This window comes from Candidatus Salinivivens marinus, from assembly GCF_965655845.1.
Classification (GTDB): Bacteria; Pseudomonadota; Alphaproteobacteria; order Rhodobacterales; family Rhodobacteraceae; genus Salinivivens; species Salinivivens marinus.
The window spans coordinates 393,656-419,991 of the sequence record NZ_CBFHHX010000001.1; the positions used below are offsets into that span (position 1 = coordinate 393,656).

The following is a 26,336-nucleotide window of genomic DNA, read 5'->3' on the forward strand; positions in this document are numbered from 1 at the left end:
ACCAATGACTACAAATAAGGCGTCTGCTTATGCTGTCTTTAACATTTGGCCTAGTAGCTGCTGTTTGCTGGGGTCTTCATGATTTTATTATCAGAATTCTTAAGCAACCAAGAGGGATTTATGCCTCTATAGCTGCTGTTCTATTTTTTGGATGTTTGTTTCAAAGTCCAGTGATAATTCTCTATGCGGATTTTTCTGAGATATCATATCTTGCCTTATCAGTTTCAGTAGCGTCCGGATCATTTTTTGCACTTGCTGGGATAGCTTTATACAAAGCCTTTGTAATTGGGCCAATAAAGCTAGTTGCACCGATTGTTGGTGCATATCCCGTTTTCTCCTTAATTTTCTCTGGTCTAAATGGAAACCTACCAACCTATATACATTTTGGGGCAGTAATTATAATCGTCATCTCTGCAGGATACGTAGCTGCTTCTAAAGAAGAAAACCAAGGGTCGCTATCAAACAAAAAATCAGCAATTTTTTGGGCAATAGCATCAAGTTTTAGCTTTGCCTCAAGTTTTGCTCTAGGACAGTATGCTTCGAATTCAAGCGATCAATATGCACTTTTGCTCCCAAATCGCGTCTCTGCTCTTGTGGCTTTAATTTTTATTGCCAAATACCTAAATATGCCTATCGTCCCGGATTTGTCTGAATGGAGAACCTTTGCTTTTATGGCTTTACTAGATGCTATAGCTCAAGGCTTTGTAATCAGCTCAGGCAAACTAGAATTTCCAGTTTTTGCGTCTATCAGCGCATCGTTATTCGGCCTGGTCACAATCTTACTAGCGGCATTCATCTTAAAAGAAAGGATTTCCCCTAAGCAGTGGATAGCCATATTGTTCGTGTTTTTTGGGTTGACTATACTGTCATATTAAGCAGTTAAACCGACTGGTTCCTCAACATTATTTGCCCTACATGCAGCTGTTAATGTATTAGCTAGCAAACAGGCTATTGTCATTGGTCCAACGCCGCCTGGAACAGGAGTGACGGCACCTGCGACAGCTGAGCAGCTGTCATAGTCGACATCACCGACAAGGCGAGTACCACCTTCCGGTTTGTCAATACGATTGATTCCCACGTCAATTACAGTAGCACCTTCTTTGATCCAATCCCCAGGCACCATCTCTGCACGGCCAACGGCCGCAACTACGATATCAGCTCGTTTAACTACATCTTTTAAATCTTTAGTTCTAGAGTGAGCTATTGTGACAGTACAGCTGTCTCCAAGTAATAACTGTGCCATGGGCTTTCCAACAATGTTCGATCGACCAATTACAACTGCATCCAATCCAGACAAAGAACCATGATAATCACGTAACATCATCAAACAACCCAAAGGCGTGCATGGTACCATTGATTTTTGGCCAGTACCAAGCATCCCAACATTAGAAATGTGAAACCCATCAACATCCTTTTGAGGAGCGATAGAATTGATGACCAAATCTTCATTTAAATGACCAGGAAGGGGTAATTGAACTAATATACCATGCACATCAGGATCTTCATTCAATTTCGATATTAGCTTTAGCAAATCACTTTCAGACGTGGTAGCATCTAATGTATGCTCATATGAATTCATACCAGCTTCAACGGTTTGCTTGCCTTTAGATCGAACGTATACTTGGCTGGCTGGGTCTTCACCGACCAGAACCACGGCTAAACCTGGCTTTACACCATAATCTTTCTTAAGTTTTGCTACACCTTCGGCGACCTTATTTCGTACTCTCAAAGAAAATTCTTTTCCATCAATCACATCCGCAGACATAGCTTATTTTCCTTTTTGATTTGAATTATTTGGTAAACTAAAATTGCTGGATTAGATCAGAATAATCCCTCTATCTGACCAGTTTCATTCAGCATAATACTCTCTGAAGCAGGTTTTGATGGCAGTCCAGGCATAGTCATTATTTCACCACAAATTACTACGATAAAACCAGCCCCCGCACTTAGTCTAACTTCGCGCACCGGTACAGAGTGGCCAGTTGGCGCACCTCTCCTGTTTGGATCAGTTGTAAAGCTATACTGTGTTTTGGCCATACAAACCGGCAAGTTGCCGTAACCAGCAGTTTCCCATTCCTTCAATTGGTTTCGGATTTTCGCATCGGCTAAAACCTCATCCGCACGATAAATGCGTTTTGCTATTGTTTCGATTTTCCCAAGTAAAGACATCTCATCATTGTACAATGGTGCAAAGTTTCCAATTTCAGAGTCTGCTATTTCTGCTATCCGTTCAGCTAGGTCTAATGTTCCCTCAGAACCTTTCTCCCAGTGCTTGCATAAGATTGCTTCAGAACCCATATCCGATACATAGCCTTGCACAGCCTTCACCTCTGCGTCAGTGTCGGTAACAAAATGATTGATAGCCACAACAACTGGAACTCCAAAAGATTTAACATTTTCAATATGCCTTCCCAGGTTTGGACAGCCTTGAATAACAGCATCCACATTCTCATCTCCCAGGTCTGACTTAGCAACGCCACCATTCATTTTCATGGCTCTAATTGTGGCCACAACAACTACAACCGATGGGGCCAAGCCTGCTTTTCGACATTTTATATTCATGAACTTCTCGGCGCCTAAGTCCGCACCGAAACCTGCTTCTGTTACTACATAATCTGCAATTTTTAATGCTGTAGTTGTGGCCATGACAGAGTTACACCCGTGCGCAATATTGGCAAAAGGTCCACCATGAACAAATGCTGGATTATTCTCAAGAGTCTGAACCAAATTTGGCTGCATGGCATCTTTTAGCAGAACAGTCATAGCACCATCGGCCTTAATATCACGACAATAGATTGGGGTTTTGTCCCGTCTGTATGCAACTATTATATCACCTAGTCGGTTTTGAAGATCATCTAAATCAGTTGCAAGGCATAATATCGCCATGACCTCGGATGCTACAGTAATATCAAATCCAGTTTGCCGAGGAAACCCATTGGATACTCCACCGAGGGAAGTAACAATATCTCTCAGAGCCCTATCATTCATATCCATAACTCGCCGCCAGGCCACTCGTCTCTCATCAATTTCTAGAGCGTTACCCCAGTAAATATGATTATCAATCATAGCAGCCAGTAAATTATGAGCAGACGTTATTGCATGAAAGTCTCCGGTAAAATGAAGATTCATTTCTTCCATTGGAACTACTTGCGCATATCCCCCACCAGCAGCCCCCCCTTTCATACCAAAACAAGGTCCAAGAGAGGCTTCTCTGATGCAAATAGCTGCTTTTTTGCCAATGCGATTTAACCCATCTCCTAAACCCACAGTAGTAGTAGTTTTTCCCTCACCTGCAGGTGTTGGATTAATTGCTGTAACTAAAATAAGCTTTCCATCATCATCTTTCTGCACCGAATTGATAAAATCTTGGCTAACTTTGGCTTTATCATGACCATATGGAAGCAAATGTTCGGATGGAATTCCAAGCTTAGACCCAATTTCTTGTATAGGCCGTTTTTGAGCTTCTCGCGCAATTTCTATGTCTGACTTATAACTCATCTCGAATATTCCTTTTGATTAATTAGTTTGCGATGCTCTCAACTTTAACGGCGCTAAATTTGAACTCTGGGATTTTGCCATATGGATCCAAGGCAGGGTTTGTAAGAATGTTGGCTGCCGCTTCTACATAAGCAAATGGCAAAAAAACCATGTCTTCCGCTATTGCTCTATCTGCCCGGGCCATTATCGTTATACTCCCACGCTTTGTTGAGAGCTTAACATGTTCACCTGGCTGCACTCCGAGAAGATCCATTGTTTTGGGATTTAAAGAACAATTTGCCTCCGGCTCTACCGCATCAAGTACACTAGCGCGACGAGTCATTGAACCAGTATGCCAATGCTCAAGCTGGCGACCGGTCGTTAAAACCATTGGGAAATTGGCATCTGGCACGTCATCTGGAGGTATTACACTAGCCGGAGCAAAACGGGCTTTACCACCACCTCTTGGAAATCCATTTCCAAAGACTATTGACTGTCCTGGATCATCAAATGATAAAGAGGGATAAGTCACAGCCCCTTCATTTTCTAGCCTTTCCCACGTGATATTATCCAGAGACTTCATATTCAATTTCATCTCTGCAAATATCTCGTCAGGTCCTTTATAATCCCAATCCAAGTCAAGCCTTTTAGCCAACTCTACTTCAATCCACCAATCCTCTTTAGCTTCTCCTGGTGGTGCGACAGCACGACGACCCATTTGAACTTGACGGTTAGTATTTGTGACCGTCCCAGACTTTTCATAAAAAGCTGACGCAGGAAGAATAACATCTGCGTAATTGGCCGTCTCAGTAAGAAATATATCTTGAACTACCAAATGATCTAACTTCGCTAATGCCTCACGAGCGTGCTCAACATCTGGATCAGACATTGCGGGGTTTTCACCCAGAATATACATGCCCAATATGCTATCGCCGTGTATTGCGTCCATAATCTCTGTGACTGTTAAGCCTTTTTCATTTGAAAAATCATCTGACTGCCAAACTTTAGTAAACGAATGCCTTATTTTTTGATCGGTAACGCTTTGATAATCAGGTAAAAACATAGGGATTAGGCCGGCATCTGATGCACCCTGCACATTGTTTTGACCTCTTAATGGATGTAAGCCAGCACCTGGCCTTCCAACATTACCTGTCATCAGCGCTAATGAAATTAAACAACGGCTGTTATCGGTCCCATGAACATGTTGACTTATGCCCATGCCCCAAAATATCATTCCCGCCTTCCCTCTTGCAAAGGTACGCGCTGCAGCTCGCAATTCATTTGCAGGGATTCCACAAATGTCTTCCATTGCCTCTGGAGTAAAAGCACTCAAATGCTCTTTTTCCGCTTGCCAGTTCTCGGTCTGATGGGAAATATAGTCATGATCATAAAGCTTTTCCTCTACGATAACGTTCATTATCGCATTTAGCATTGAGACATCGGCACCCGGTTTAAATTGTAGCATATGAGTAGCAAATCTTTTGAGAGCGGTGCCGCGAGGATCCATTACAATTAACTTTCCGCCACGTTTTGTAAATTGTTTAAAATACGTTGCCGCAACCGGATGGTTTTCTGTCGGGTTCGCACCAATTACAATTGCAACATCTGCATTTTCGATTTCGTTAAATGTTGCAGTGACTGCTCCAGAACCAACATTTTCAAGAAGAGCCGCAACAGATGAAGCATGACAAAGTCTTGTACAATGATCCACATTATTGTGTCCAAAGCCCTGACGAATTAATTTTTGAAATAAATAAGCTTCCTCGTTTGAGCACTTTGCTGACCCAAAGCCTGCTACTGCAGCCCCACCCTTTTCATCTCGCAATCTTTTGAGACCTGAAGCTGCAAAATCCAATGCTTCAGCCCAGCTAACTTCTTCAAAAACATTTTTATAATTGCCCGGATCAACATTTAGACCCTTTGCTGGTGCATCACTTCGGCGAATAAGCGGTTTGGTAAGACGATGCGGATGATCTATATAGTCATAGCCAAACCGACCCTTAACACATAATCTACCTTGGTTTGCTGGCCCATTAATCCCTTCGACATATTTTATTTTCTTATTTTTGACTTTGATACTAACCTGACACCCCACCCCACAAAATGGACAAACTGACTTCACTTCTTCATCAAAATCCCCACTGTCACCAACTTGCTCATCATTAACTGCGCTTGAAGGCATCAAAGCACCCGTTGGGCATGCTTGAACGCATTCCCCACATGCCACACAGGTACTTTCACCCATGGGATCATTAAAATCAAAAGTTGGAAAACTATCGTGCCCGCGACCTGCCATTCCTATTACATCATTGACCTGAACTTCCCTACAGGCTCTAACGCACAGACCACATTGGATGCATGCATCCAAATTAACGCTCATAGCAATGTGGCTATCATCTAAGATGGGTATTCTATCAGGCTCAATAGGAGGCAATCGACTACTTTTAACATCGTTCATTTTTGCCATTTCATAAAAATGACTCGAACTGTCGTGCGCTTCAGCACTTTCAGGTTGGTCAGCCATAAGCATTTCCACAACCATTTTCCTGGCCGAAGTAGCTCGGATGCTATTTGAATGTACCACCATGCCCACTGTAGGTTCACGAACGCATGATGCTGCTAAAGTACGCTCACCTTCGATCTCTACCATGCAGGCTCTACAGTTTCCATCAGGCCGATATCCAGTTGTTGGTTTATGGCAAAGGTGAGGAATTACCAAACCTCCATCATTGGCAACATCCCAAATGCTTTGGCCCTTACTGGCAGTTACTTCTCTACCATCTAAAGTGAAGCGAACAATCTCAGACATCTAACTCACCTCATCTGGGAAATGCTTAATTGTAAGTTTGATTGGATTGGAAGCCGCTTGCCCTAGGCCACAAATAGAAGCATCAACCATAGTGTCACCGAGTTCGTTTAAAAGATCTGCATCCCAGACTTCTGCTTGCATCAATTTTACTGCCTTTTCACAACCAACCCGACATGGGGTACACTGACCACAACTTTCATCCTCAAAAAAACGAAGCATATTTAAAGCAGCATCACGAGCTCTGTCATGGTCAGACAAAACCACAACCGCAGCGGAACCAATAAAACTACCGTGGGGCTGTAGAGTGTCAAAATCGAGTGGAATATCATCCATTGAAGCTGGAAGAATACCGGATGAAGGTCCTCCAGGTTGATACGCCTTAAATTTATGACCTTCAGGCATTCCACCAGCCGCTTCAATTATATCTTTAATGGTAGACCCAGCTGGTAAAAGATGGACACCCGGATTGTTAACGCGTCCAGACACTGAATAACTTCGCAAGCCCTTTCTTCCATTTTTCTCTACAGAATTTAGAATTTCTGGACCTTCACGACAAATTCTTGCAATCCAATACAAAGTTTCTACGTTGTGCACTAACGTCGGTCGATTAAATATTCCTACTTGAGCCACAAATGGAGGGCGATGCCTTGGAAGACCTCGCTTGCCTTCAATGCTCTCAATCATAGCGCTCTCTTCGCCGCAAATATATGCTCCAGCCCCCCTACGCAAATCAATGTAACCAGGGGATACTATTTTCTTTTTTTCGAGGGCGCTTATTTCAGTTCTCAAAATTTTCAATACAGCTGGATATTCATCCCGCATGTAAATAAATACCTTTTCAGCCTCTACTGCCCACGCCGCTATTAACATTCCCTCTAAAAATAAATGAGGTGACCGCTCTAAATAATAACGATCCTTAAAAGTGCCTGGTTCACCTTCATCGCCGTTAACCGCAAGATATCGAGGTCCAGAATTTGCCCTAACAAATTCCCATTTTTTTCCAGAAGGAAAGCCTGCCCCTCCTAACCCCCTTAAACCTGCAGATAGAACTGTTTCCTGCACCTCTTGCCAATTGCCACTTTTCTCGAACGATTTGAGCTTTGAATATCCACCCTTCTCTAAATACGTTTTTAAGGTTTCATAGTCCGGAATTTTTACGTTAGTATCGCCAGAAGATATTGCGGCCTGTACCTTTTCAATAGTAGCATTATCAATGTGGTTGTGACCCAATTCCAAAGTTGGAGCAGTATCACAACGCCCCATACATGGTGCTCGAAGAACTCGGACTTGATCGACATCAAGCCCATTTTCCAGGGCAACCTTCAACTCGTTACTACCAGCAAGCTCGCATGAAAGGCTATCGCAAACACGAATTGTAAGCGCCGGGGGTTCTTTTTCATCTTCTCTTATTACATCAAAGTGCGCGTAAAATGTGGCAACTTCGTAGACTTCAGCCATTGACATCTTTAATAATTCTGCCAATGCACGCAAGTGTCTCATGGATAGATGACCAAATTCATCCTGTACCCGATGCAGATGCTCAATGAGAAGATCTGACCTTAATTCGAGATTGCTAAGTACTTCTTCAACTTCTTTTAGGGCGTTGTCGTCATACTGACGGCCCTTAGGCGTCTTCCTGCCCTTACCCGAACCATTTTTCCAAATGCCGTCTAACATTTCGTCCCACTAATTTTTTTTCCTAATATTAAAAATTTTTAACCACAGGTCAATTACTGAAAAAGTTTAAGCAATCATCCAAAAGTTAAATTTTATATATTCCCACACTTATGACTAATATCAGAATCCAATCATGTTGAGTTTATAAATTCTCAGAAATTCATCAACACCTGAAAGCGACACAGAAAAATACAGATACGAATATGTTGCCAATTCGGGGTAGGTGAAGACCTATGAAACAGATTTCAAGTAAGGTCTTTTTATTTTCATATTTGAAAAGGTATTCTCACTTTCTCGACTTATTTGAAGAAGCCAATTTCGAACTACGTCTCTTTCTTTTGAGCTTTTCGCATTCTTTGGAACTAAAAGGTAGTATCCATCAGAGGTTTTTACATGTTTATCACCAAGCGGGCATAACAACCTCCCAGATTCTAAATAACGGTCAACCAGATGCTGCCATCCTAGCGCAACTCCAAGTCCATCTACAGCAGCCTGAACTGCTAGAGGATAAGTGTTCACAATTGTTCGCCTACTACTTCGAAGGTTATTCAGGTTGTGATTTTTTAACCAAGTGGTCCAATTCATCCACTCAAGATGGCTACTAGCAACATCAATTAAGTCCATATTTTTGATATATTTTTTTGATGTGACATCTGGGTTATTCGCTAAAAAATCGGGCGAACAAACTGGAAAAACAGTTTCCCCAAAGAGAAGCTCGCTGTGGAAATTCGGCCAATCTCCATTACCTCTAAGAATTACAAGATCATTACTTTCTGCCATACACTCTTCATCATCATCCGATGATACAATGGCGATATTTAAGTTTGGATTAACTGCTTGAAAGTTATTTAAACGCGGCATTATCCATAGCGAAGCCACTGAATTTGTGGCTGCCAAAGTTATAGAACCAGACGACTCCTTCTCGAGAAGTCTAGAGGAAGCCTCCTTCAAAATATCGATTGCTTCTGATACAGATGACAGTAGTTCAAAACCCTCTGGAGTAATAGAAATAGACCTATGACCCCTATTAAACAATTGAACGCCATAATGTTGTTCCAACAATTTAACTTTTCTACTTATCGATGACTCTGAGATATTCAACTCTTTGGATGCTGAAGTAAAACTTCCTGTTTTACCCGTAACCTGGAACGCCAATAGATGGTCCAATGGAGGAAGACTCTTGCGACCGTTTAGCATGTCATTACTCAGCTCCGTTAGAATACCGTCTTCATATTACAGAAGAAAATTTAAATCTCAACCTTTAAGCCCCTCATAATTAGAGGCAAAGCCTATCAAAAATCTTGGTCACTATTTCTCAATAATTTGGCAAAATACTGGTGTGGGACTAATGTCCGACGAATTTTGATTCGAATCAGGGAGAAATTAATGTCAAATATAGCGAAAAGTTTTTTGCTATCATCAATGGTAGCGATTGCGCCAGTTGGTGTTATTGCTGCTGATAGCAGCGACCCAATTGTGATACCAATACACAATTGGTCTAGCCAAATTGTAATGAGCAACGTGGTTGGTCAGATGTTTGAAGAAATGGGTAATAATGTTGAATACATTACGACTGACAGCCAAGCCGTCTATGAGTCAGTTAGGCTTGGAGACGTAGCTTTGGAACTTGAAGTATGGGAAGGTGCATTTGGCGCTTCATTCCGTACAGCTCTTGAAAAAGGTGGACTTCATGATGCAGGAGACCACGACGCGGTTACTCGAGAGGACTGGTGGTACCCAATGTGGACTAAAGACGCGTGCCCAGGCTTACCTAGCTGGGAAGCTCTTAACGATTGTGCAGCATTGTTTGCAACAGCCGAAACCGGTAGCAAAGGCCGATATCTCGATGGCCCTGTTGACTGGTTGAAACACGGACAAGAAAGAGTAGCTGCACTAGGTATGAACTTCCAAGTTGTTAATGCGGGTTCAGCCGCTGCTCTGTGGGCAGAAATTGGCGCAGCTGAGGCAGATAAAAAGCCAGTAGTTGTTTTCAATTGGACGCCAAACTTTGCTGAAGCGGTATGGCCAGGTGAGTTTGTAGAATTCCCAGAGTGGGTTGATGGCTGTGACACTGATCCATCAGTTGGTCCAAACCCGAATGCTCTGTATGACTGCGGGAATCCTGCAAAAGGTTACCTTAAGAAAGCTGCTTGGGATGGCATGAAGGATAAATGGCCTCATGCATATTGTGCGCTAACAAAAATATCATTTACCAACCCACAAATTGCTGAAATGGCAAAGCTTGTCGACACTGACGAACTAGAGCCAGAAGAAGCAGCCGTGGAGTGGTTAGCTGCAAACCGAGCAACAATTGATCCTTGGATTAACGCTTGTAAATAAGACGATTAATTAAATTAATCACTGCTCCCAGATCAAAAATCTGGGAGCTTACTACTTTCTGGGGTAACTGATGGCCAAAAAACCTGTAATATCGGCTAAGAATGTGTGGAAAATTTTTGGTGCAAACCCGAAAAAATATCTATCACAAATTTCGGCTGATTATTCTTTTGAACAGATAAAGGAAGATGGATATATAGCTGGCGTCAAGGATGTCTCAATCGATGTCCATAAAGGTGAAATGTTAGTCATCATGGGGTTATCTGGGTCAGGTAAGTCCACTTTGGTTAGATGCCTTTCCAGACTGCATGATATAACCGGCGGCACAATATCGGTTGATAATCAAGATATTATGTCCCTAACAGAAAAGGAACTTATAGAGTTACGCCGCTCAAAAATGGGCATGGTCTTTCAATCCTTTGGGCTGCTTCCACATAGAACCGTATTAGAAAATGTTGCATTTCCACTCGAGATGCGTGGACAGGATAAATATACTCGCCGGGAGCGGGCATTAGAGGTAATAAAGCTGGTTGGATTAGAGGGAAGAGAAGAATATTTTCCAAGAGAATTATCAGGAGGACAACAACAACGTGTTGGCATAGCTAGAAGTTTAGCCATTGAACCAGATATTTGGTTCTTAGACGAGCCCTTTTCCGCACTTGACCCGTTAATTAGAAGAGAAATGCAGGACGAATTTCTCAGACTGCAGGGCCTTCTTGGAAAAACAATTGTTTTTATAACTCATGATTTCGATGAAGCACTCAGGTTGGCCGATCGAATAGCAATCATGAAAGATGGAATGATAGAACAATGCTCTACACCCGACCAAATAGTACTTAATCCAGCAACGGAGTATGTACGAAAATTCACAGAAGACGTTGAAAAAGCACGCGTTGTTAACGTTGAAGCTATTATGGAGCCAACGGGGAAACCCCGATCATCCAAAAACGCACTTTACGGAAATAAGAAATTAAGAGACGTAGCTAAAATTCTCGCATCAGATACACGGGAATTTATTCCGGTGAAAGACACTGATGATAAACTAGTTGGTCAAATAAATAGAAAAATAGCACTTGATATAGTGTTTGGCGAATAACTATGAAAAAACTTAACCAAAATGGCATGGACCTAAAAGCGATCGATACGAACACAGGTATCGCATCATTATTTTTACTGGTTGCCCTTGCATTTTTATTATCAAGAGGAATTTTACCAGCTTGGTTAATACGCATTCCAGAGGCTTTGGTCCCTCCCTTAGCGGTTTGGTTGGATCTGATTTTCAATTTCATAAAAGATGACTTGCATCTTATTGATCTTACTCGCGCCATCTCAGGCGGCTTAGAAGTCCTATTAGACATTACAGCTAATCTTTTGTACGGAAGGAACCGATGGCCTAAATTGGGACCTATTCCATGGGCCGCTGTATGTGCGTCTTTTGTTGTTTTGGCTTATTATTTAGGCGGAGTGAGACTTGCACTACTTGCCCTGGTCACCTTCGTATGGACCGCGCTTATTGGTCAGTGGAAGATCGCGATGCAAACGATGTCCGTATTGACCCTAGCCGCACCTTTCGCTGTTCTAATAGGCCTGGGTTTGGGCATCACTGCCTGGAAATTTCGAACATTTGATAAGTCTATTCGGCCAATATTAAGTGTTCTCCAAACACTACCCTTTTTTACCTACCTACTTCCAGCGGTCATATTTTTTAAAGTTGGGCCAACTGCTGGTGCTGTAGCCACAATAATGTTTGCTGTACCGCCAATGATTTTAATGACGACACTTGGTTTAAGAAAGGTATCAACCGAAATAGTTGAAGCTGGGCACATGAGTGGATGCACTCGATGGCAAATGCTTCGCCGAGTTTACATACCCGCAGCACGAACAGAGATACTTGTTGGGGTTAACCAAGTTATTATGTTGTGCCTTGCAATGGTAGTTCTTACTGCGTTTATAGGAATGCCTGGCTTAGGGGCTAAACTATTAGCTATGATGGGTTCATTCAAAATTGGCCGTAGTTTTGAAATCGGAATAACAATAGTTTTATTCGCTATTATGCTAGACCGAATGTCTAAGGCATGGGTCATGAAACAGCCGGTCCATTTTGACCGAGGCACCCAGTGGTGGCAGAGACATAAATATTTTTTGCTATCGCTTCTAGCTTTCGTATTTTTCTTGCTGCTGTCACAACTTATTCCAATCTTAGCAGAAGTCACACGCAAACAAAGTTTCTCTCAGGGCAAAGAAATAGACAAAATCATAAAGGGGTTTTTAGCGATTGACAGCATAAAGAATACCACAGAGTGGTTGCGCTGGTTCCTAAACGTTAAGGTTTTGATACCATTTCGTAACTCTTTACTTTGGATACCCACACCTGCGTTTATACTAATTATAATGGGCTTGGGATGGTATCTTGCGGGCAAAAAAGAGGCACTAATAGCCGGGCTTTTCTTTACGATTGTCGCAATCACGGGATGGTGGGACCGCTCAGTAATCACTTTATATACAGTAATCTCCGCTGTGGTGCTGGCTACCTTTATTGGCATACCACTGGGGATAGTCGCGGCAAGATCAACCAAATGGTCATCAAGAATACTGCTTGCTTGTGACACTGCACAAACTTTTCCAAGTTTTATTTACCTTATTCCAGCGATTATGCTCTTCGGTGTCAATGATGTTGCTGTCGTATTTTCAATACTAATTTTTGCGGCGGTTCCACTAACAAGATATACAATCGAGGGGTTACGGGGAGTTCCTCCAGAAATGGTAGAGGCCGCCGATATGTCGGGGGCAACACGCTTCCAGAAACTTTTGACCGTACAACTTCCTCTAGCATTGCCGACAATGGGCGTGGGTTTCAATCAGGCCATTAATTTTGCCTTTTTCATGGTTATCATCGCCGCGTTCATTGGGACTCAAGACTTAGGTCAAGAGTTGCAAAGAACATTAGCAGGCACAGAACTCGGTAAAAACTTTGTTTTGGGCATGAATGTCTCTCTTATGGCACTCAGCTTCGACTTTATAATTACCAAATGGACCGAAACTCGAAAACAAGCATTGGGTTTGGGCTAATGAACGTGAAACCAATTTTTGAAACTCCATTTGAAAGAAAGGGCATCATAACGCCTGGTGTTCCCATCTTACCGAAAGGTACGGAACGCCACCCAATACCTGGAGGAGGTTCCAGAGCCTTAGCAATCTATGCAGGCGATCAAATTTGCGTCTTGGATTTTGATGGCTTGCAGCCTGGCGAGCTAGTATTTTTTGCACCAGATAAGACCTCAAGTGCCGGTTACCTGGGAGCAAAAGGCAGTGGAAAACCCAAAGGCATCATCGATACGCTAGCCAATGGTTCTGAATCAGGCCATAAAGTTTTAAATGCACTTCAAAAGTCTGGTTTTGATCTTTCCATCGGGGACGGCATTAAAGTTTTTTCTGAAGGCTCATATCCTGGGGATATGGTACAATTTACAGCCGAGTGTGATGGTCTTTTGATTGTTGCAACGGTTGGTAATTATATGCCTGCTGACTCTCAAAAAACTTTAACAGATTTAATTGTCTACATAAAACGAAATGAACTTAAATTATCAGAGGAAGAAATTTTACCACCGGAACCGCTGGCAAATCCGATCCTAGATATAAATATTCAACCAGGTGTAGCTGAAACTTACGAAGTTAAAAAAGGGCAGTTTATTCAGGTACTAGATGTAAAGGGAAGAGAGTGTAGTGATTTTCAAGCCTTTTCACTGAGAGCACTTGACCAAGGTTTGGAAAGAGATATCGATCCGACCACTACCCGTTCACTTATGGGTAACCTTTATCCCGCTCCTGGAATATTCAGTAAATACTGGAGCGTAGACCAGGAACCATTAGTTGAAATAGTGCAAGACACCTGTGGACGGCACGATACATTCGGTTTAGCGTGTACCGCGCGTTATTACGAAGACCTCGGTTATCCAGGTCACTTGAATTGTTCGGATAATATAACTGAAAAACTCAATTCTTATAACGTACATCCACGAGCAGGATGGCCTGCTATAAATTTCTTTTTTAACACGATTTTAGACGACGCTAATGCAATAACAATGGATGAGCCTTGGTCCAGACCTGGTGACTACGTTATGCTTCGCGCATTGACTGACTTAGTATGCGTTTCAACCGCTTGCCCGTGCGACATAGATCCGGCAAATGGTTGGGTCCCAACAGACATTCAGGTGCGCACATACAAAAGTGAAGAAACTTTCAAGAAATCAATTGGATACAGAAAATCAACGGAGGCCGCGGTGGAAGAAACAAAAAAGACCGGATTTCACGATTGCTTCGCGAAACACACAAGAGATTTTGTAGAATACAATGGCTACTGGTTACCAAATACAATGACGAACCACGGCGCTATCCAAGAGTATTGGGCCTGCAGAGATGGCTTAGCAATAATGGACTTATCTCCTCTTAGAAAATATGAAGTTACAGGACCAGACGCTGAAGAACTAATGCAACTTTGTGTAACTCGAAACGTAAAGAAGCTTAGTGTTGGGCAAGTTGTTTACACGGCGATGTGCTACGAACACGGTGGCATGATCGATGATGGCACGATCTACCGTCTGGGAAATGAAAATTTCCGTTGGATTGGCGGCAATGATACATCAGGATTATGGCTTAAAGAACAGGCTGCGAAAAACAACTTAAACGCTTGGGTGAGGAATTCTACTGATCAGTTGCATAACATAGCCTTACAAGGCCGACATTCGAAAGCGGTATTATCAAAAGTATTTTGGACCCCTCCTAAACAACCAACTATAGATGAATTAGGATGGTTTAGGCTTTCGATTGCTCGCATTGGCGATGTACACGGAAAAGTCGTTGTAATATCTAGAACTGGATATTCCGGTGAATTAGGATATGAAATCTTCTGTCATCCAAAAGATGCCACAGAGATTTTCGATTGTGTTTGGAAAGCAGGGGAAGAATACGGAATTACACCGCTCGGTTTAGAAGCGTTGGATATGCTCAGAATAGAAGGTGGTCTTATTTTTGCTGGCAGCGAGTTTGATGATCAAACCGATCCATATGAAGCAGGAATTGGTTTTACTGTACCGCTAAAATCAAAGACAGATAATTTCATTGGCAGAGCAGCTATAGAAGAGCGCAAAGAACATCCCCACAGAAAATTGGTAGGGTTAGAAATTACTGGGGGGTTAGTCCCCTCTCCCGGGGATTGCATTCGAATAGGAAAGGCGCAAATTGGGGAAGTAACCTCGGCTATGAAATCCCCTATTTTGGGTAAAGTGATAGCATTAGGTCGTGTCTCTGCATCGCACTCTTTAGTTGGAACAAATGTTGAGGTCGGCCAACTGGATGGTCACCAAAAGAGGATAAAGGCGAGTATTTGTCCATTCCCGCATTTTGACCCATCCAAGGAGAGAGTAAAAGGTAACTATGGGACATAGTTACCTTAATGCTATTTTATAAGTTTCCTGTTGTGTAAAGTTAACCTGTTAAATTAACTTTTATTATAGGTTTGGATACAATGGATAATTTGCACAGAGCTCTTTTACAGCCGCCTTTACACGTTTTTCGGCTGCTCCGTTGTTTCCTTCACCATGCTCCGCCAAACCGTCCACAACTTCAATAATCCATTCACCAATTTGCCGAAACTCGACCTCACCAAAACCCCGAGTGGTTCCGGCTGGACTACCTAATCGAACGCCTGAGGTTATGGTCGGCTTTTCATCATCAAATGGTACCCCATTTTTGTTGCACGTGATGTTAGCTCTACCGAGTGCACTTTCAGTAGCATTCCCTTTTACACCTTTAGGCCTTAGGTCTACAAGCATGACATGGGTATCAGTACCACCAGTGACGATATCCAGACCCCCTGTCATGAGGGTGTCTGCCAGAGCTTTCGCATTTTTGATAACTTGCTGTTGATAGAGTTTAAAGTCTGGTCGAAGCGCTTCACCGAATGCTACAGCCTTCGCAGCAATCACATGCATCAATGGACCACCTTGAATACCAGGAAAAATAGCTGAATTTGCTTTTTTAGCTATCGCTTCGTCATTAGTCAAAATAATACCACCCCTTGGGCCCCTCAACGTTTTGTGTGTTGTGCTAGTAGCAGCATGCACATGGGGGAATGGGGATGGATAAACTCCAGCTGCAATCAAGCCAGCAAAATGTGCTACATCAGCTAGTAAATATGCACCGACCTCATCAGCAATCTCACGGAATTTTTTGAAGTCAAGCTTACGGGGAATAGCAGAACCACCGGCAATTATCATTTGAGGCTTGTGCTCTAAAGCTAGCCGCTTCACTTCGTCATAATCTACGTCAAGTGTATCTCTACGAACACCATACTGAACAGCATTAAACCATTTACCAGACTGGTTCGGTTTGGCGCCGTGTGTTAAGTGTCCACCTGCGTCCAAGCTCATTCCAAGTATTGTATCACCTGGTTTTAAAAGGGCCTGGAAAACACCCTGGTTAGCTTGGCTACCGGAATTCGGCTGAACATTTGCAAAGTTACAATTGAACAGTTTGCAAGCTCTTTCAATTGCAAGATTTTCAGCAATATCGACATATTCACAACCACCATAATATCTGCGGCCCGAATAACCCTCAGCATACTTGTTTGTCATCACGGAACCTTGAGCCTCTAACACGGCGCGCGAAACTATGTTCTCCGACGCAATAAGCTCAATCTCTTCTCTCTGACGCCCTAATTCAGACCTGATCGCATTGAATAAATCATTATCACTGCTATCCAACTGTTCAGTAAAAAATCCATCTTGTTTGTGAAGTACATTCATTTGCGTTTCCTTACCTTTACTCTTTATCCTGTCCAACCCAGCCCTGCTGAAATACAATTCATACTTTGCATCAGCTGTATTCGGTGCTCATTAACATCATTTTTCCTCACTTGCCGCAACAATTCTACCTGCGTCTTATGAGCCCAGTCTAATTGACCAGCATTCTTTTCTATATTCGCGACTATATTTGGAAATCTGAAGCCAATCTTACATTCAGTTAATTCCTCTACTACTTCAATACAAGATCGGTATTCTTGGTTAACCTTACTGTATATTACCTCGGCAACTTTATTATTATCCACCAACCCACTATAAAGTAGCGCTATTTCCATATTTGCCAATAATAGAGACTTTTCGATTTCATCAATGCATAAATGGAAAAGTGGCACTCTACTAAAGGCCTTTCTCAGAACTTTTTTACTTGATGACCCTCTTATTTCACAAAACTTCTTAACAGCCTCTCCAAATCCATACCAGCTGCTAATCAAATGTCTATTTTGGCTCCATGCAAAAACCCACGGTATCGCCCTCAAATCTGATAAACTGGACGCCCCAAATCGCCTTGCAGGTCGAGAACCAATTTTCAACAGTGACAATTCATCAACCGGACTTGCTTGATTAAAATAAGATACAAAATCACTGTGGTTAACTAAATTTAGATACGAAAGTTGGCTTAAACTTGAAAGCGCTTCCATAACGTCTTCTGCCTCTGGATCTACAGCTGAAACATTCGGCAGAGTAGAATGATGCAAAACTGAAGACGAAAGAAGTTCTAACTGAGTTGCAGCCGTACCGATATTAGCATATTTTGAGGTAACAACCTCGCCTTGCTCAGTCAGCCTAAGCGTACCATTAAGCGTTCCCTTGGGCTGAGCTGCAATTGCTCGATCAGTCGGAGCACCTCCCCTACTTACCGACCCGCCTCTTCCATGGAAAAATTTTGGCTTTACACCATTTTCTGAAAGTGCGCGGGTTATAGCTCTTTGTGCTTTATCAAGTGTCCACGATGAGCATAGGAAGCCACCGTCCTTATTACTGTCTGAATAGCCTAGCATAATCTCCATAAATGCGTCGGCATCCTTCAAACTTCGGGCTGCGATTGGAAATTCAAAAACTTGCCTCAAAATCTCAGGCGCCTTATCAAGATCCTCTATGGTCTCAAACAGTGGTACTACCTTCAAAGATAGTTTTTCCGAACCAAAACCTGCATAACGCGCAAGCAGAAGAACGGACAAAATATCTGCAGCTGACCTGGTCATAGAAAGAATAAATGGTCCAACAGCTTCTGGGTCGGATCCATTTTGTACTGTCAATATTAACTCTAAAAGAGAAATCAATTCCAAAGACTCTTCAGTTAATTGGGATTTGTCTAATTTTGGAAGGTTAGGTTGCACTAGCTCTGTTTTTATTTGTTTTAGCCAGCTTTCGGACTCAGGCTCGATTGATGTCCCAAGAGTGCTCCAAATATTTTCAAGCACTCTAGTGACGACTTCCGAGTTTTGCCGAACATCCAACGTATGGGCGCTAAAACCAAAAACAGAAACTTGCCATCTGAGAGGTCGAACAAGCTTATCTGAAATATTAACAGCCCCAATTGAATGTAATGCAGCCTCAATAGCTCTTAAATCAGCAATGAAATCTTTAACGTATTTATATCTGCCATCGTCCAAACATTGGTTCATTCCCGTCAGCGCTTGGCGAAAAGTTTCATTTGGATTTCGGCGTATTAAGCTCTCTGGATCACTTGATCGCACTCTGATTATTTCATTCAAAGTCATGAAATTACTTTCAGATAAGGGCATAATCTTATTAGAAATGCTCAGTTGGGATGCAATTTCAGTTAAACTTTCTGAATAAACAGATAGAACCATTTCCTTTGCAGACTCGAGAGCAAACAAAGTTTTCTCTGAGGTAACATTGGGATTGCCATCTCGGTCTCCACCAATCCAAGAATGGAAACGAAGGTCAAAATGATCAATATCTTGCCTTCCAAAAACAGATTTAACAGCATCATCGTAACTTTCGAATACACGTGGCAACGCCTTGATAATACTGGTTTTATAAAACTGTAAACCCCATTCGATCTCTGCCTCTAATGAAGGTCTTTCTAATCGCAACTCTCCCGTTAGCCACAGTAAATCTATTTCTCCCTCAAGGTCTTTTTCTAGTTGCAGTATTTCTTTTGGGCCCCATCTAAAGCTGTCAAATTTAACCAAAGTTTGATAGATACGCCTATGAATCTCTAGTACTGAAACACGTTTCGCCTCAGTGGGATGAGCCGTTATTGTAGGCCCAATCGAAAGTTTATTTTTTCGAACGATCCCTAAAAGATGTTTTCTATTTTCTGGGTCACTCTCTGATAAAATTCCCCTAAAATCATACTGCGTAGGTTCAACACCGGTGGAACTTTTATAGCCTGAGCGCCTAGACCTTCGAATGTTTAGAATTTCATCCAGTATTTGAGACAGGTGAAACCAGATTGTCACCGCTTGAAACATGTCACAAAACTGATCAGACCTACAAAGATAATTACCAGACCTTATTTCCTTAGAAACGTCAGGAGCACGATTATCCAAAACTTTAAACCATGAATCATGCAAGCGCTTTTGTAGAGCGCTTGCATAGGATTTATCTTGAATAGAGTGGGCCTGTTCTGCAACTGATAACATGGTTTGACCTATCTTAGCGTGCTTTTTTGATCTAAGCTGCTTCCTTCATTACTTTTGCAATTGTGTCTCCTATTACTGCAGGATTAGGAGCAACGGTCACACCGGCAGCTGACAAAATTTCTACTTTTTCGCTGGCACTTTCGCCAAACGCAGAAATTATTGCACCAGCATGTCCCATAGTTCTGCCTTTTGGTGCAGTTAACCCGGCAACATAGGCAACAACGGGCTTTTTAACATGATCTTTTATGTATGCCGCAGCCTCTGCCTCCTGTGGCCCACCTATCTCACCAATCATACAAATCACGTGAGTATCGTCATCTTCTTCAAAACGCTGCAAAATATCCTTAAAAGATGAACCATTAATTGGGTCACCGCCGATACCTACAGATGTAGATACACCAATACCATGTGCCTTCAACTGTGCAGCAGCTTCATAGCCCAAGGTACCTGAGCGACCAACGATGCCAACATTACCTTGCAGGTAAATGTGACCAGGCATAATTCCAAGTAAGGCCTTGCCTGGACTAATTGTACCAGCGCAGTTAGGACCGGTCAGGACCATACGTTTTTCTTTTGGATATCTATACATATACCGCTTTACTTGTATCATATCTTGCGCAGGAATGCCGTCAGTTATGCACACACAATATTTTATGCCAGCATCAGCAGCTTCCATTATACTGTCAGCAGCAAAGGGTGGAGGAACAAATACTAGGCTTGCTTCTGCACCAGTTTTCTCAACGGCTTCAGCAACAGTATCGAATACTGGCAAACCTTCTACTTCCATACCACCTTTCCCCGGAACAACTCCACCAACAACGTTAGTGCCATATTTTACCATATCTGCGGTATGAAAACGGGCCATCTTGCCCGTAATACCTTGAACAATCACGGGGGTATTTCTATCAATTAATATACTCATTTTACTGCCCTCAATTTAGGTTCTCCAATGGAATCACTCTGCCAAGCTTGGACTGATCGTTCAGCTGCCTCCATCAATGTTGTCGCTCTGATAATTGGAAGCCCAGACTTTGCTAAAATCTTCTGTCCTTCTTCCACATTCGTGCCCGCCAAACGTACGATAACTGGAACATTAACTTGGACTTCACGCAGTGCCTGAACAACACCCTCAGCGACCCAGTCACAACGGTTTATACCGGCAAAGATATTTACTAAGACCGCTTGTACATTGTCATCCGACATTACCAAACGAAAAGCTTTAGCAACTCGCTCAGGAGTAGCTCCACCTCCAATATCAAGAAAATTAGCTGGCTCACCACCGGCTAGCTTGATCGTATCCATCGTTGCCATAGCTAGCCCAGCACCATTTACTATGCAGCCAATATTGCCTTCTAATCCAACATAGCTAAGCCCTCTATCAGCGGCACGGCTTTCTCTTGGATCTTCCTGACTTTTGTCACGTAATTCCGAAATATGAGGGTGCCTAAACAGGGCATTATCATCGAATGTCATTTTAGCATCTAATGCCAGGATCCGGCTATCCCCAGTGACTACCAGAGGGTTTATTTCAACCATGGTTGCATCATGCTCTCTGAACGCACGGTAACAACCTTGCAGCGTCCTAACCATGCTTTGAGTTAAAGCCGGATCAATACCTAGTTTAAAAGCTATTTGCCTACATTGAAAATCTTGCAAGCCAACTGCTGGCTCAACGGTTGAGCGCACGATGCTATCGGGTTTCTCCGCCGATATATCTTCAATTTCCATGCCTCCTTCTGCAGAGGCTACGATCATTACTCTTTGGGATGATCGGTCTAGAACAAATCCGAGGTAAATTTCCCTATCAATTGGCACACCACCTTCCACATATACACGGTAAACACCTTTACCGTTGGAGTCTGTTTGATGAGTGACTAATTTGCTTCCAAATAGGTTTTCACATGTTTCTACAATTTCTGTGTCGCTGTGACAAACCTTAACACCGCCGGCTTTGCCGCGACCTCCTGCGTGCACCTGCGCCTTTACAACCCATGTATCGCCTCCAAGCTCTCGAGCCCGGTATGCAGCTTGTTCTGGACTATATGCGAGAGCTCCCGGAGGCACGCCGACACCAAAGTTTGCCAGTATTTCTTTTGCTTGATATTCGTGGATATCCATCTGTTTTCTCCAACTAAAACTTTAAATTTTTCTCTTATTCAGCTGCAACGGCTACATTATACGAGGAATTCAGAGCCTCTTTGACAAAAGCGTCATCAATATTGCCACCTAAATCACGTATCGCCTGCGCAAACCGATCTACTATCTCAGTCACAGACTCGCGTGTCAGTAGATTTAGAATACCGATCCTAACTTGAACAGGTTCAGATAAAGTCGGCCAAATTCCAAAATTCTGCGCTCGGCAATGCTGTACAAGTTCCATTTCTCTACCGGCCAAGTCCTTTGGCAGATTTAATACAACTAAAGAAGTCATATTGGATGTTACTTCACACCCCATAGCCTCTACCGCTGACCGAAGTGCATTCTCATGGTATTCATATTCTGCAGAGCGTGCAGCTAAACCTTGCGCCAGAGTTATCCGCAATGCCTCGTGAAAGGCAGCTATTGCATAAGCAGAATGGGTTCGATGGTATGTACCTTTCTCAACATCTTTGCCTTCGACGATCCCCCAATGACGAGCTTCCATTACAGGGTGATGAACAAATGAACGAGCACCAGATGCAAGAACCGTTTCAATAAAACGATCGCTGAAAGACACTGGAGCATAGGTTACTGGCAAACAACAGATACCCTTCTGGGGACACGAAGCCCAACCATGGATACCCGGATAGTCGTCAATTCTAAAGTTTGAAACACCAAGGGAAGATACAGCATCAACAAGGCCAAGAACGCCATACTTTTCGCAAGCGGCGCTGAAGCCCTCTATGTCATTAATTCGTCCTGAGCCAGTTTCCCAATGCGCCATTGCTGCCCATTTTGGTTTGTGCTCACTTAAAGCTTTCTCAATGATGTCACCCGAAACCGACTGTCCATGTGGAACATTGATCGTAATAACTGACGATGCTTCAGGGTTGAGAGAATTTTGAGCCATCTCTTCCGCAGTCGCTGCTTTCATTCGAGCCGATAAAGCATCAATACCAGAAAAAGTCCCGTTTACGAACATGACAACTTTGTCGCCTGGCTGAACACCACTAAACATCATGTCAAGACCGCTCCATCCAGTGCCAGCGACTCCAAATGTATGGATATTGCTTGTGCCCCAAACGTCACGCAACATTTTTTTACATTCTATCATTCCTCGCAAAACGTCTGCATGCATGTGGTCCGCTAAGCCAGCGTTTGAAAAAGCAGCTAACACTCTCGCGTCCGTGTTACCCGGCCCTGGGCCAGCAGCTATTGTTTGAGGTATTTCTAGTTTTGGAAAAATATTTTCGTTTGACATGACTACTCCTTGCAACTGTTCTGCAGGGCTATTTAGATCATTCAATAAAAAAGAAAACACCTCTAACTATTGCTTTTGGGTAACTTTAGGTATAGGATTTTACCTACCCATTTTTCTATATATACAAATGTATCCAGAAATAACCACCTTAATGGGTAGTTTTTGCAGAAGGACAAGATGTCAAACTTAGATAATACCAAGCCAATTGATATAATATTGTGTGATAGCAATCCATTAGTACTCTCAGCAATGTCTGAAACTTTTGAGGAGGATTCGCGATTCTCTCTCGTAGCGACCAGTGGCACTTCCGAAGGATTTTTAGCAACGATTTTACGCATCGATGTACAGCTCTGCATTATCGATTGGAATATAAGAGACCTTGGTGCAGAAAAATTAATAGATGTATTACGAAGCCAAAGTATTCCACCAAAAACAATAATATATGGCGATGGGAGTGATCCGGATATTGCAAGACAGGCAATGGGAGCTGGAGCGGCTGCGTTTGTATCAAGATCCTCTCCAATAGAAACCCTTATTCAAACTTGCTTGGACGTCGCCAATGGTAAAATGGTATTTCCATTTTTAGATGTAAGGGAATTACGAAATGATCCAATCAACACACTATCCCGTAAAGAACGAGTAATAATCGAAGCACTTTCTGAAGGGTTGACAAATAAGCAGCTATCTACTCGACTGGAAATTTCAGCCAATACGGTAAAGTTTCACATATCAAACATATTTGACAAGCTTAACGTAAAAAATAGAGCCCAAGCCATCGCACACTATTACAAGTCAAAGTCTAAACTAAATGAATGAAAGAACGTTGTGTACACTGGCATGCATAATTTTTTATTGACAGTAAAAATTTTATAGTCAATGAGCACGATTAGACAATTTAATATGTAGGAGGAACCATAAAATGTCTTTTTTTCCAATTGAGCAGGCGCCAGCCAGATTGAACCGATCCGAACTCGCGGTTCCGGGCTCTCAAGTTAATATGTTTCAAAAGGCAGCGGACTCCGATGTAGATATTATTTTTCTAGATTTAGAAGATGCAGTAGCTCCAGATGAGAAAGAGCAAGCACGTAAAAACATCATTAAGGCTTTGAATGAAATAGACTGGGGCACCAAAACCATGTCCATCAGAATTAATGGACTAGACACTCACTATATGTATCGAGATGTAGTCGACATTGTCGAGCAAGCGGGAGAAAGATTAGACCTAATAATGATCCCAAAAGTAGGAACCGCTGCTGATGTATACGCCGTCGACATGATGGTAACCCAAGTTGAAGATGCAATGGGCTATAAAAAGCGGATTGGCTTTGAACATATAATTGAGACGGCATTAGGCATGCAAAACGTTTCCGAAATTGCAGCGGCTTCGAAACGCAATGAAAGCTTACATTTTGGAGTTGCTGACTACGCCGCTTCTACCCGAGCTCGTACAACTAGTATTGGTGGTGTGCATCCGGATTACTCAGTGCTAACAGATAAAGTAGAGGGTGAGGAACGGGATACTCACTGGGGTGATATGTGGCACTATGCTATAGCACGTATGGTCGTTGCGGCTCGTGCAAATGGGTTAAGGCCAATAGATGGACCCTTTGGAGATTTCCAAGATCCGGATGGTTTCCGAGCAGCCGCAAAGAGGGCTGCTGTTTTAGGATGCGAAGGGAAATGGGCAATTCACCCGAGTCAAATTGCATTAGCAAATGAAGTAATGAGCCCATCAGATGCCGAAATACTTAAAGCAAACCGGATTTTAGAAGCTATGGCTGATGCGGAAGCAAGTGGTAAAGGTGCGGTATCTCTTGATGGACGGCTTATAGATTACGCATCTATAAAGCAGGCTGAAGTCCTTGTTGAGAAAGCAAAGCAAATTGCCGGTCGATGACCTTAACGCATTAAAAGCCAACGCTGTAGAAGCCTATAGAGCTGCTGTTGAAAGGGCAAACCCTTTTACAGCAGTTCAATCTTGCATCAAAAAAAATGGTATACCAAAACCAAAAAACGGCGGACAGACACTAGTTATAGGCGTTGGTAAGGCAGCTCCAGCAATGATCAAAGGTCTACGAGAGCTACTGGATAGACCAAATAACTGTATTTGCATAACTCACAAAGAAAATGGAGAAAATGTTGAAAATTGTGAGATGTTTAAGGCTGGACATCCCGTGCCTGACCAGACAGGAGAATTAGGATCAAAACGCGTGATCGCTGCACTGGAACAGGTCGGTAAAGATGACCAAGTTCTTTTCCTAGTATCCGGGGGGGGATCTGCTTTGATGCCAGCGCCTGTCGATGGAGTTAACCTAGAGGACAAAATAGTCCTCAATGAAATTCTATTAAGCAGTGGATTAAGTATTGATGAGATGAATCATGTTAGACAACAAACTTCAAAGTTGAAAGGCGGTGGCTTGCTGCATTATGCGGATCCAGCTCCAGTAACAAGTTATATTCTTTCGGATGTGATTGGGAATGACCTACGGGTGATTGCAAGCGGACCAACCGTAAGCCCGCTAGGTACTAAAAAAAGCGCTTTAGACATTCTTGCCAATAACAACCTATTGAAGTTAATTCCAAAAAATATACTAAACCACTTCGAAGCAAAAACATCTGAACGAAAAAGCAATGATGCAGTTAATTATTTGATCGGCGATAACCGAGAAAGTATTCACGCTTCAGCGGAGTTTTTAAGCAAAAGCTTTGTGACATTTGTTGAAGACGAGCCATTGATTGGCGATGTAAACGATGCAGCAAAAAAAATTCATCAAAAATTAAAAGAAATTGAGTCGAGTACTAAACCTACCGCCATAGTATGGGGTGGTGAAACAACTGTTAAAATCAAAGGCTCTGGCCTAGGGGGACGCAATCAAGAACTCGCGTTAATTGTTGCTGAATTAGCTCATCAAGACCCGATCAGAAAATCATGGACTTTTCTGTCAGGAGGCACAGACGGACGAGATGGCCCAACCGAAGCAGCCGGGGCTATTGTTGATCAAGAAACATGTAAACGTATTCTTAGCGAAGGTTATCAAGTTTATGATTTCTTAGCAGAAAATAACAGTAACAAAGCTCTGAAAATATCCAATGACCTCCTGCATACTGGAGCCACTGGTACTAATGTAGCAGATGTGCAGATCCTTATAGTTTCTCAGTAGCAC

Annotated in this window: 18 protein-coding genes; 8 read left to right on the forward strand and 10 right to left on the reverse strand. The window is 42.7% G+C overall.

Translation table 11 applies throughout. From position 1 onward, the window contains the following. Positions 1-29: 29 nt before the first annotated feature. The gene (locus ACTF5Q_RS01930; protein WP_438953018.1) at positions 30-875 is read left to right on the forward strand and encodes an EamA family transporter; all 846 of its coding nucleotides are present in this window, start codon (positions 30-32) and stop codon (positions 873-875) included. On the opposite strand, the gene folD is transcribed toward ACTF5Q_RS01930, so the two are convergent. The 5 genes from folD to ACTF5Q_RS01955 form a co-directional block, all read right to left on the reverse strand. Beyond that, entirely contained in the window at positions 872-1,765 is an 894-nt protein-coding gene (gene folD, locus ACTF5Q_RS01935) for a bifunctional methylenetetrahydrofolate dehydrogenase/methenyltetrahydrofolate cyclohydrolase FolD (RefSeq protein WP_438953019.1), read from the reverse strand. The genes ACTF5Q_RS01930 and folD overlap by 4 nt on opposite strands. 56 nt (positions 1,766-1,821) lie before the next feature. Continuing rightward, on the reverse strand, positions 1,822-3,498 hold the full coding sequence (locus ACTF5Q_RS01940) for a formate--tetrahydrofolate ligase (protein ID WP_438953020.1): 1,677 nt from the start codon (positions 3,496-3,498) through the stop codon (positions 1,822-1,824). 22 nt (positions 3,499-3,520) lie between these two features. Continuing rightward, a complete protein-coding gene (fdhF, locus tag ACTF5Q_RS01945; RefSeq protein ID WP_438953021.1) occupies positions 3,521-6,286 on the reverse strand; it encodes a formate dehydrogenase subunit alpha in 2,766 nt (921 codons plus the stop codon). Continuing rightward, positions 6,287-7,963: an NAD(P)H-dependent oxidoreductase subunit E gene (locus ACTF5Q_RS01950; RefSeq protein ID WP_438953022.1), complete on the reverse strand. Its 1,677-nt coding sequence runs from the start codon at positions 7,961-7,963 to the stop codon at positions 6,287-6,289. It abuts the gene before it with no gap. A 231-nt stretch (positions 7,964-8,194) separates the two neighbouring features. Further along, positions 8,195-9,160, reverse strand: a complete 966-nt coding sequence (locus ACTF5Q_RS01955) for a LysR substrate-binding domain-containing protein (RefSeq protein ID WP_438953023.1) — start codon at positions 9,158-9,160, stop codon at positions 8,195-8,197. Between the two features lie 225 nt (positions 9,161-9,385). On the opposite strand from ACTF5Q_RS01955, the gene ACTF5Q_RS01960 reads away from it, so the two are divergent. From ACTF5Q_RS01960 to ACTF5Q_RS01975, 4 genes are all read left to right on the forward strand, one after another. Further along, entirely contained in the window at positions 9,386-10,303 is a 918-nt protein-coding gene (locus ACTF5Q_RS01960) for an ABC transporter substrate-binding protein (protein WP_438953080.1), read from the forward strand. 70 nt (positions 10,304-10,373) lie between these two features. Beyond that, positions 10,374-11,396 (forward strand): quaternary amine ABC transporter ATP-binding protein, encoded by a 1,023-nt coding sequence (locus ACTF5Q_RS01965; protein ID WP_438953024.1) that lies wholly within the window; start codon positions 10,374-10,376, stop codon positions 11,394-11,396. Positions 11,397-11,398: 2 nt separating this feature from the next. Continuing rightward, on the forward strand, positions 11,399-13,369 hold the full coding sequence (locus ACTF5Q_RS01970) for an ABC transporter permease (protein ID WP_438953025.1): 1,971 nt from the start codon (positions 11,399-11,401) through the stop codon (positions 13,367-13,369). Further along, positions 13,369-15,744: a DUF1989 domain-containing protein gene (locus ACTF5Q_RS01975; protein ID WP_438953026.1), complete on the forward strand. Its 2,376-nt coding sequence runs from the start codon at positions 13,369-13,371 to the stop codon at positions 15,742-15,744. The genes ACTF5Q_RS01970 and ACTF5Q_RS01975 overlap by 1 nt, the downstream gene beginning before the upstream one ends. Positions 15,745-15,807: 63 nt before the next feature. Here ACTF5Q_RS01975 and glyA read toward each other — a convergent pair whose 3' ends face one another. The 5 genes from glyA to ACTF5Q_RS02000 are packed head-to-tail and all read right to left on the reverse strand — an operon-like array spanning position 15,808 to position 23,172. Beyond that, positions 15,808-17,103, reverse strand: coding sequence for a serine hydroxymethyltransferase (gene glyA, locus ACTF5Q_RS01980; RefSeq protein WP_438953027.1), 1,296 nt, complete (start codon positions 17,101-17,103; stop codon positions 15,808-15,810). Positions 17,104-17,126: 23 nt separating this feature from the next. Next, positions 17,127-19,772 (reverse strand): phosphoenolpyruvate carboxylase, encoded by a 2,646-nt coding sequence (locus ACTF5Q_RS01985; RefSeq protein WP_438953028.1) that lies wholly within the window; start codon positions 19,770-19,772, stop codon positions 17,127-17,129. A 31-nt stretch (positions 19,773-19,803) separates the two neighbouring features. Next, positions 19,804-20,694, reverse strand: a complete 891-nt coding sequence (gene sucD, locus ACTF5Q_RS01990; protein WP_153692411.1) for a succinate--CoA ligase subunit alpha — start codon at positions 20,692-20,694, stop codon at positions 19,804-19,806. Beyond that, entirely contained in the window at positions 20,691-21,890 is a 1,200-nt protein-coding gene (locus ACTF5Q_RS01995) for a malate--CoA ligase subunit beta (protein WP_020044192.1), read from the reverse strand. Before ACTF5Q_RS01995 ends, sucD begins: the two co-directional genes overlap by 4 nt. A gap of 34 nt (positions 21,891-21,924) precedes the next feature. Then, positions 21,925-23,172 (reverse strand): aminotransferase class V-fold PLP-dependent enzyme, encoded by a 1,248-nt coding sequence (locus ACTF5Q_RS02000; protein WP_438953029.1) that lies wholly within the window; start codon positions 23,170-23,172, stop codon positions 21,925-21,927. A gap of 177 nt (positions 23,173-23,349) precedes the next feature. Here ACTF5Q_RS02000 and ACTF5Q_RS02005 point away from each other — a divergent pair, with 177 nt between their 5' ends. The 3 genes from ACTF5Q_RS02005 (at position 23,350) to ACTF5Q_RS02015 (ending at position 26,333) form a co-directional block, all read left to right on the forward strand. Beyond that, positions 23,350-23,988: a LuxR C-terminal-related transcriptional regulator gene (locus ACTF5Q_RS02005; protein WP_438953030.1), complete on the forward strand. Its 639-nt coding sequence runs from the start codon at positions 23,350-23,352 to the stop codon at positions 23,986-23,988. A 103-nt stretch (positions 23,989-24,091) separates the two neighbouring features. Beyond that, positions 24,092-25,069: an HpcH/HpaI aldolase/citrate lyase family protein gene (locus tag ACTF5Q_RS02010; RefSeq protein WP_153693980.1), complete on the forward strand. Its 978-nt coding sequence runs from the start codon at positions 24,092-24,094 to the stop codon at positions 25,067-25,069. Then, positions 25,056-26,333 (forward strand): glycerate kinase type-2 family protein, encoded by a 1,278-nt coding sequence (locus ACTF5Q_RS02015; RefSeq protein WP_438953031.1) that lies wholly within the window; start codon positions 25,056-25,058, stop codon positions 26,331-26,333. Before ACTF5Q_RS02010 ends, ACTF5Q_RS02015 begins: the two co-directional genes overlap by 14 nt. Positions 26,334-26,336 lie beyond the last annotated feature (3 nt).

What these genes read in the sequence shown, in the direction of transcription:
- ACTF5Q_RS01930 (WP_438953018.1), top strand. Translation starts at nt 30, where the DNA reads ATGCTGTCTTTAACATTTGGCCTAGTAGCTGCTGTTTGCTGGGGTCTT.
- folD (WP_438953019.1), bottom strand. Translation starts at nt 1,765, where the DNA reads ATGTCTGCGGATGTGATTGATGGAAAAGAATTTTCTTTGAGAGTACGA.
- ACTF5Q_RS01940 (WP_438953020.1), bottom strand. Translation starts at nt 3,498, where the DNA reads ATGAGTTATAAGTCAGACATAGAAATTGCGCGAGAAGCTCAAAAACGG.
- fdhF (WP_438953021.1), bottom strand. Translation starts at nt 6,286, where the DNA reads ATGTCTGAGATTGTTCGCTTCACTTTAGATGGTAGAGAAGTAACTGCC.
- ACTF5Q_RS01950 (WP_438953022.1), bottom strand. Translation starts at nt 7,963, where the DNA reads ATGTTAGACGGCATTTGGAAAAATGGTTCGGGTAAGGGCAGGAAGACG.
- ACTF5Q_RS01955 (WP_438953023.1), bottom strand. Translation starts at nt 9,160, where the DNA reads ATGCTAAACGGTCGCAAGAGTCTTCCTCCATTGGACCATCTATTGGCG.
- ACTF5Q_RS01960 (WP_438953080.1), top strand. Translation starts at nt 9,386, where the DNA reads ATGGTAGCGATTGCGCCAGTTGGTGTTATTGCTGCTGATAGCAGCGAC.
- ACTF5Q_RS01965 (WP_438953024.1), top strand. Translation starts at nt 10,374, where the DNA reads ATGGCCAAAAAACCTGTAATATCGGCTAAGAATGTGTGGAAAATTTTT.
- ACTF5Q_RS01970 (WP_438953025.1), top strand. Translation starts at nt 11,399, where the DNA reads ATGAAAAAACTTAACCAAAATGGCATGGACCTAAAAGCGATCGATACG.
- ACTF5Q_RS01975 (WP_438953026.1), top strand. Translation starts at nt 13,369, where the DNA reads ATGAACGTGAAACCAATTTTTGAAACTCCATTTGAAAGAAAGGGCATC.
- glyA (WP_438953027.1), bottom strand. Translation starts at nt 17,103, where the DNA reads ATGAATGTACTTCACAAACAAGATGGATTTTTTACTGAACAGTTGGAT.
- ACTF5Q_RS01985 (WP_438953028.1), bottom strand. Translation starts at nt 19,772, where the DNA reads ATGTTATCAGTTGCAGAACAGGCCCACTCTATTCAAGATAAATCCTAT.
- sucD (WP_153692411.1), bottom strand. Translation starts at nt 20,694, where the DNA reads ATGAGTATATTAATTGATAGAAATACCCCCGTGATTGTTCAAGGTATT.
- ACTF5Q_RS01995 (WP_020044192.1), bottom strand. Translation starts at nt 21,890, where the DNA reads ATGGATATCCACGAATATCAAGCAAAAGAAATACTGGCAAACTTTGGT.
- ACTF5Q_RS02000 (WP_438953029.1), bottom strand. Translation starts at nt 23,172, where the DNA reads ATGTCAAACGAAAATATTTTTCCAAAACTAGAAATACCTCAAACAATA.
- ACTF5Q_RS02005 (WP_438953030.1), top strand. Translation starts at nt 23,350, where the DNA reads ATGTCAAACTTAGATAATACCAAGCCAATTGATATAATATTGTGTGAT.
- ACTF5Q_RS02010 (WP_153693980.1), top strand. Translation starts at nt 24,092, where the DNA reads ATGTCTTTTTTTCCAATTGAGCAGGCGCCAGCCAGATTGAACCGATCC.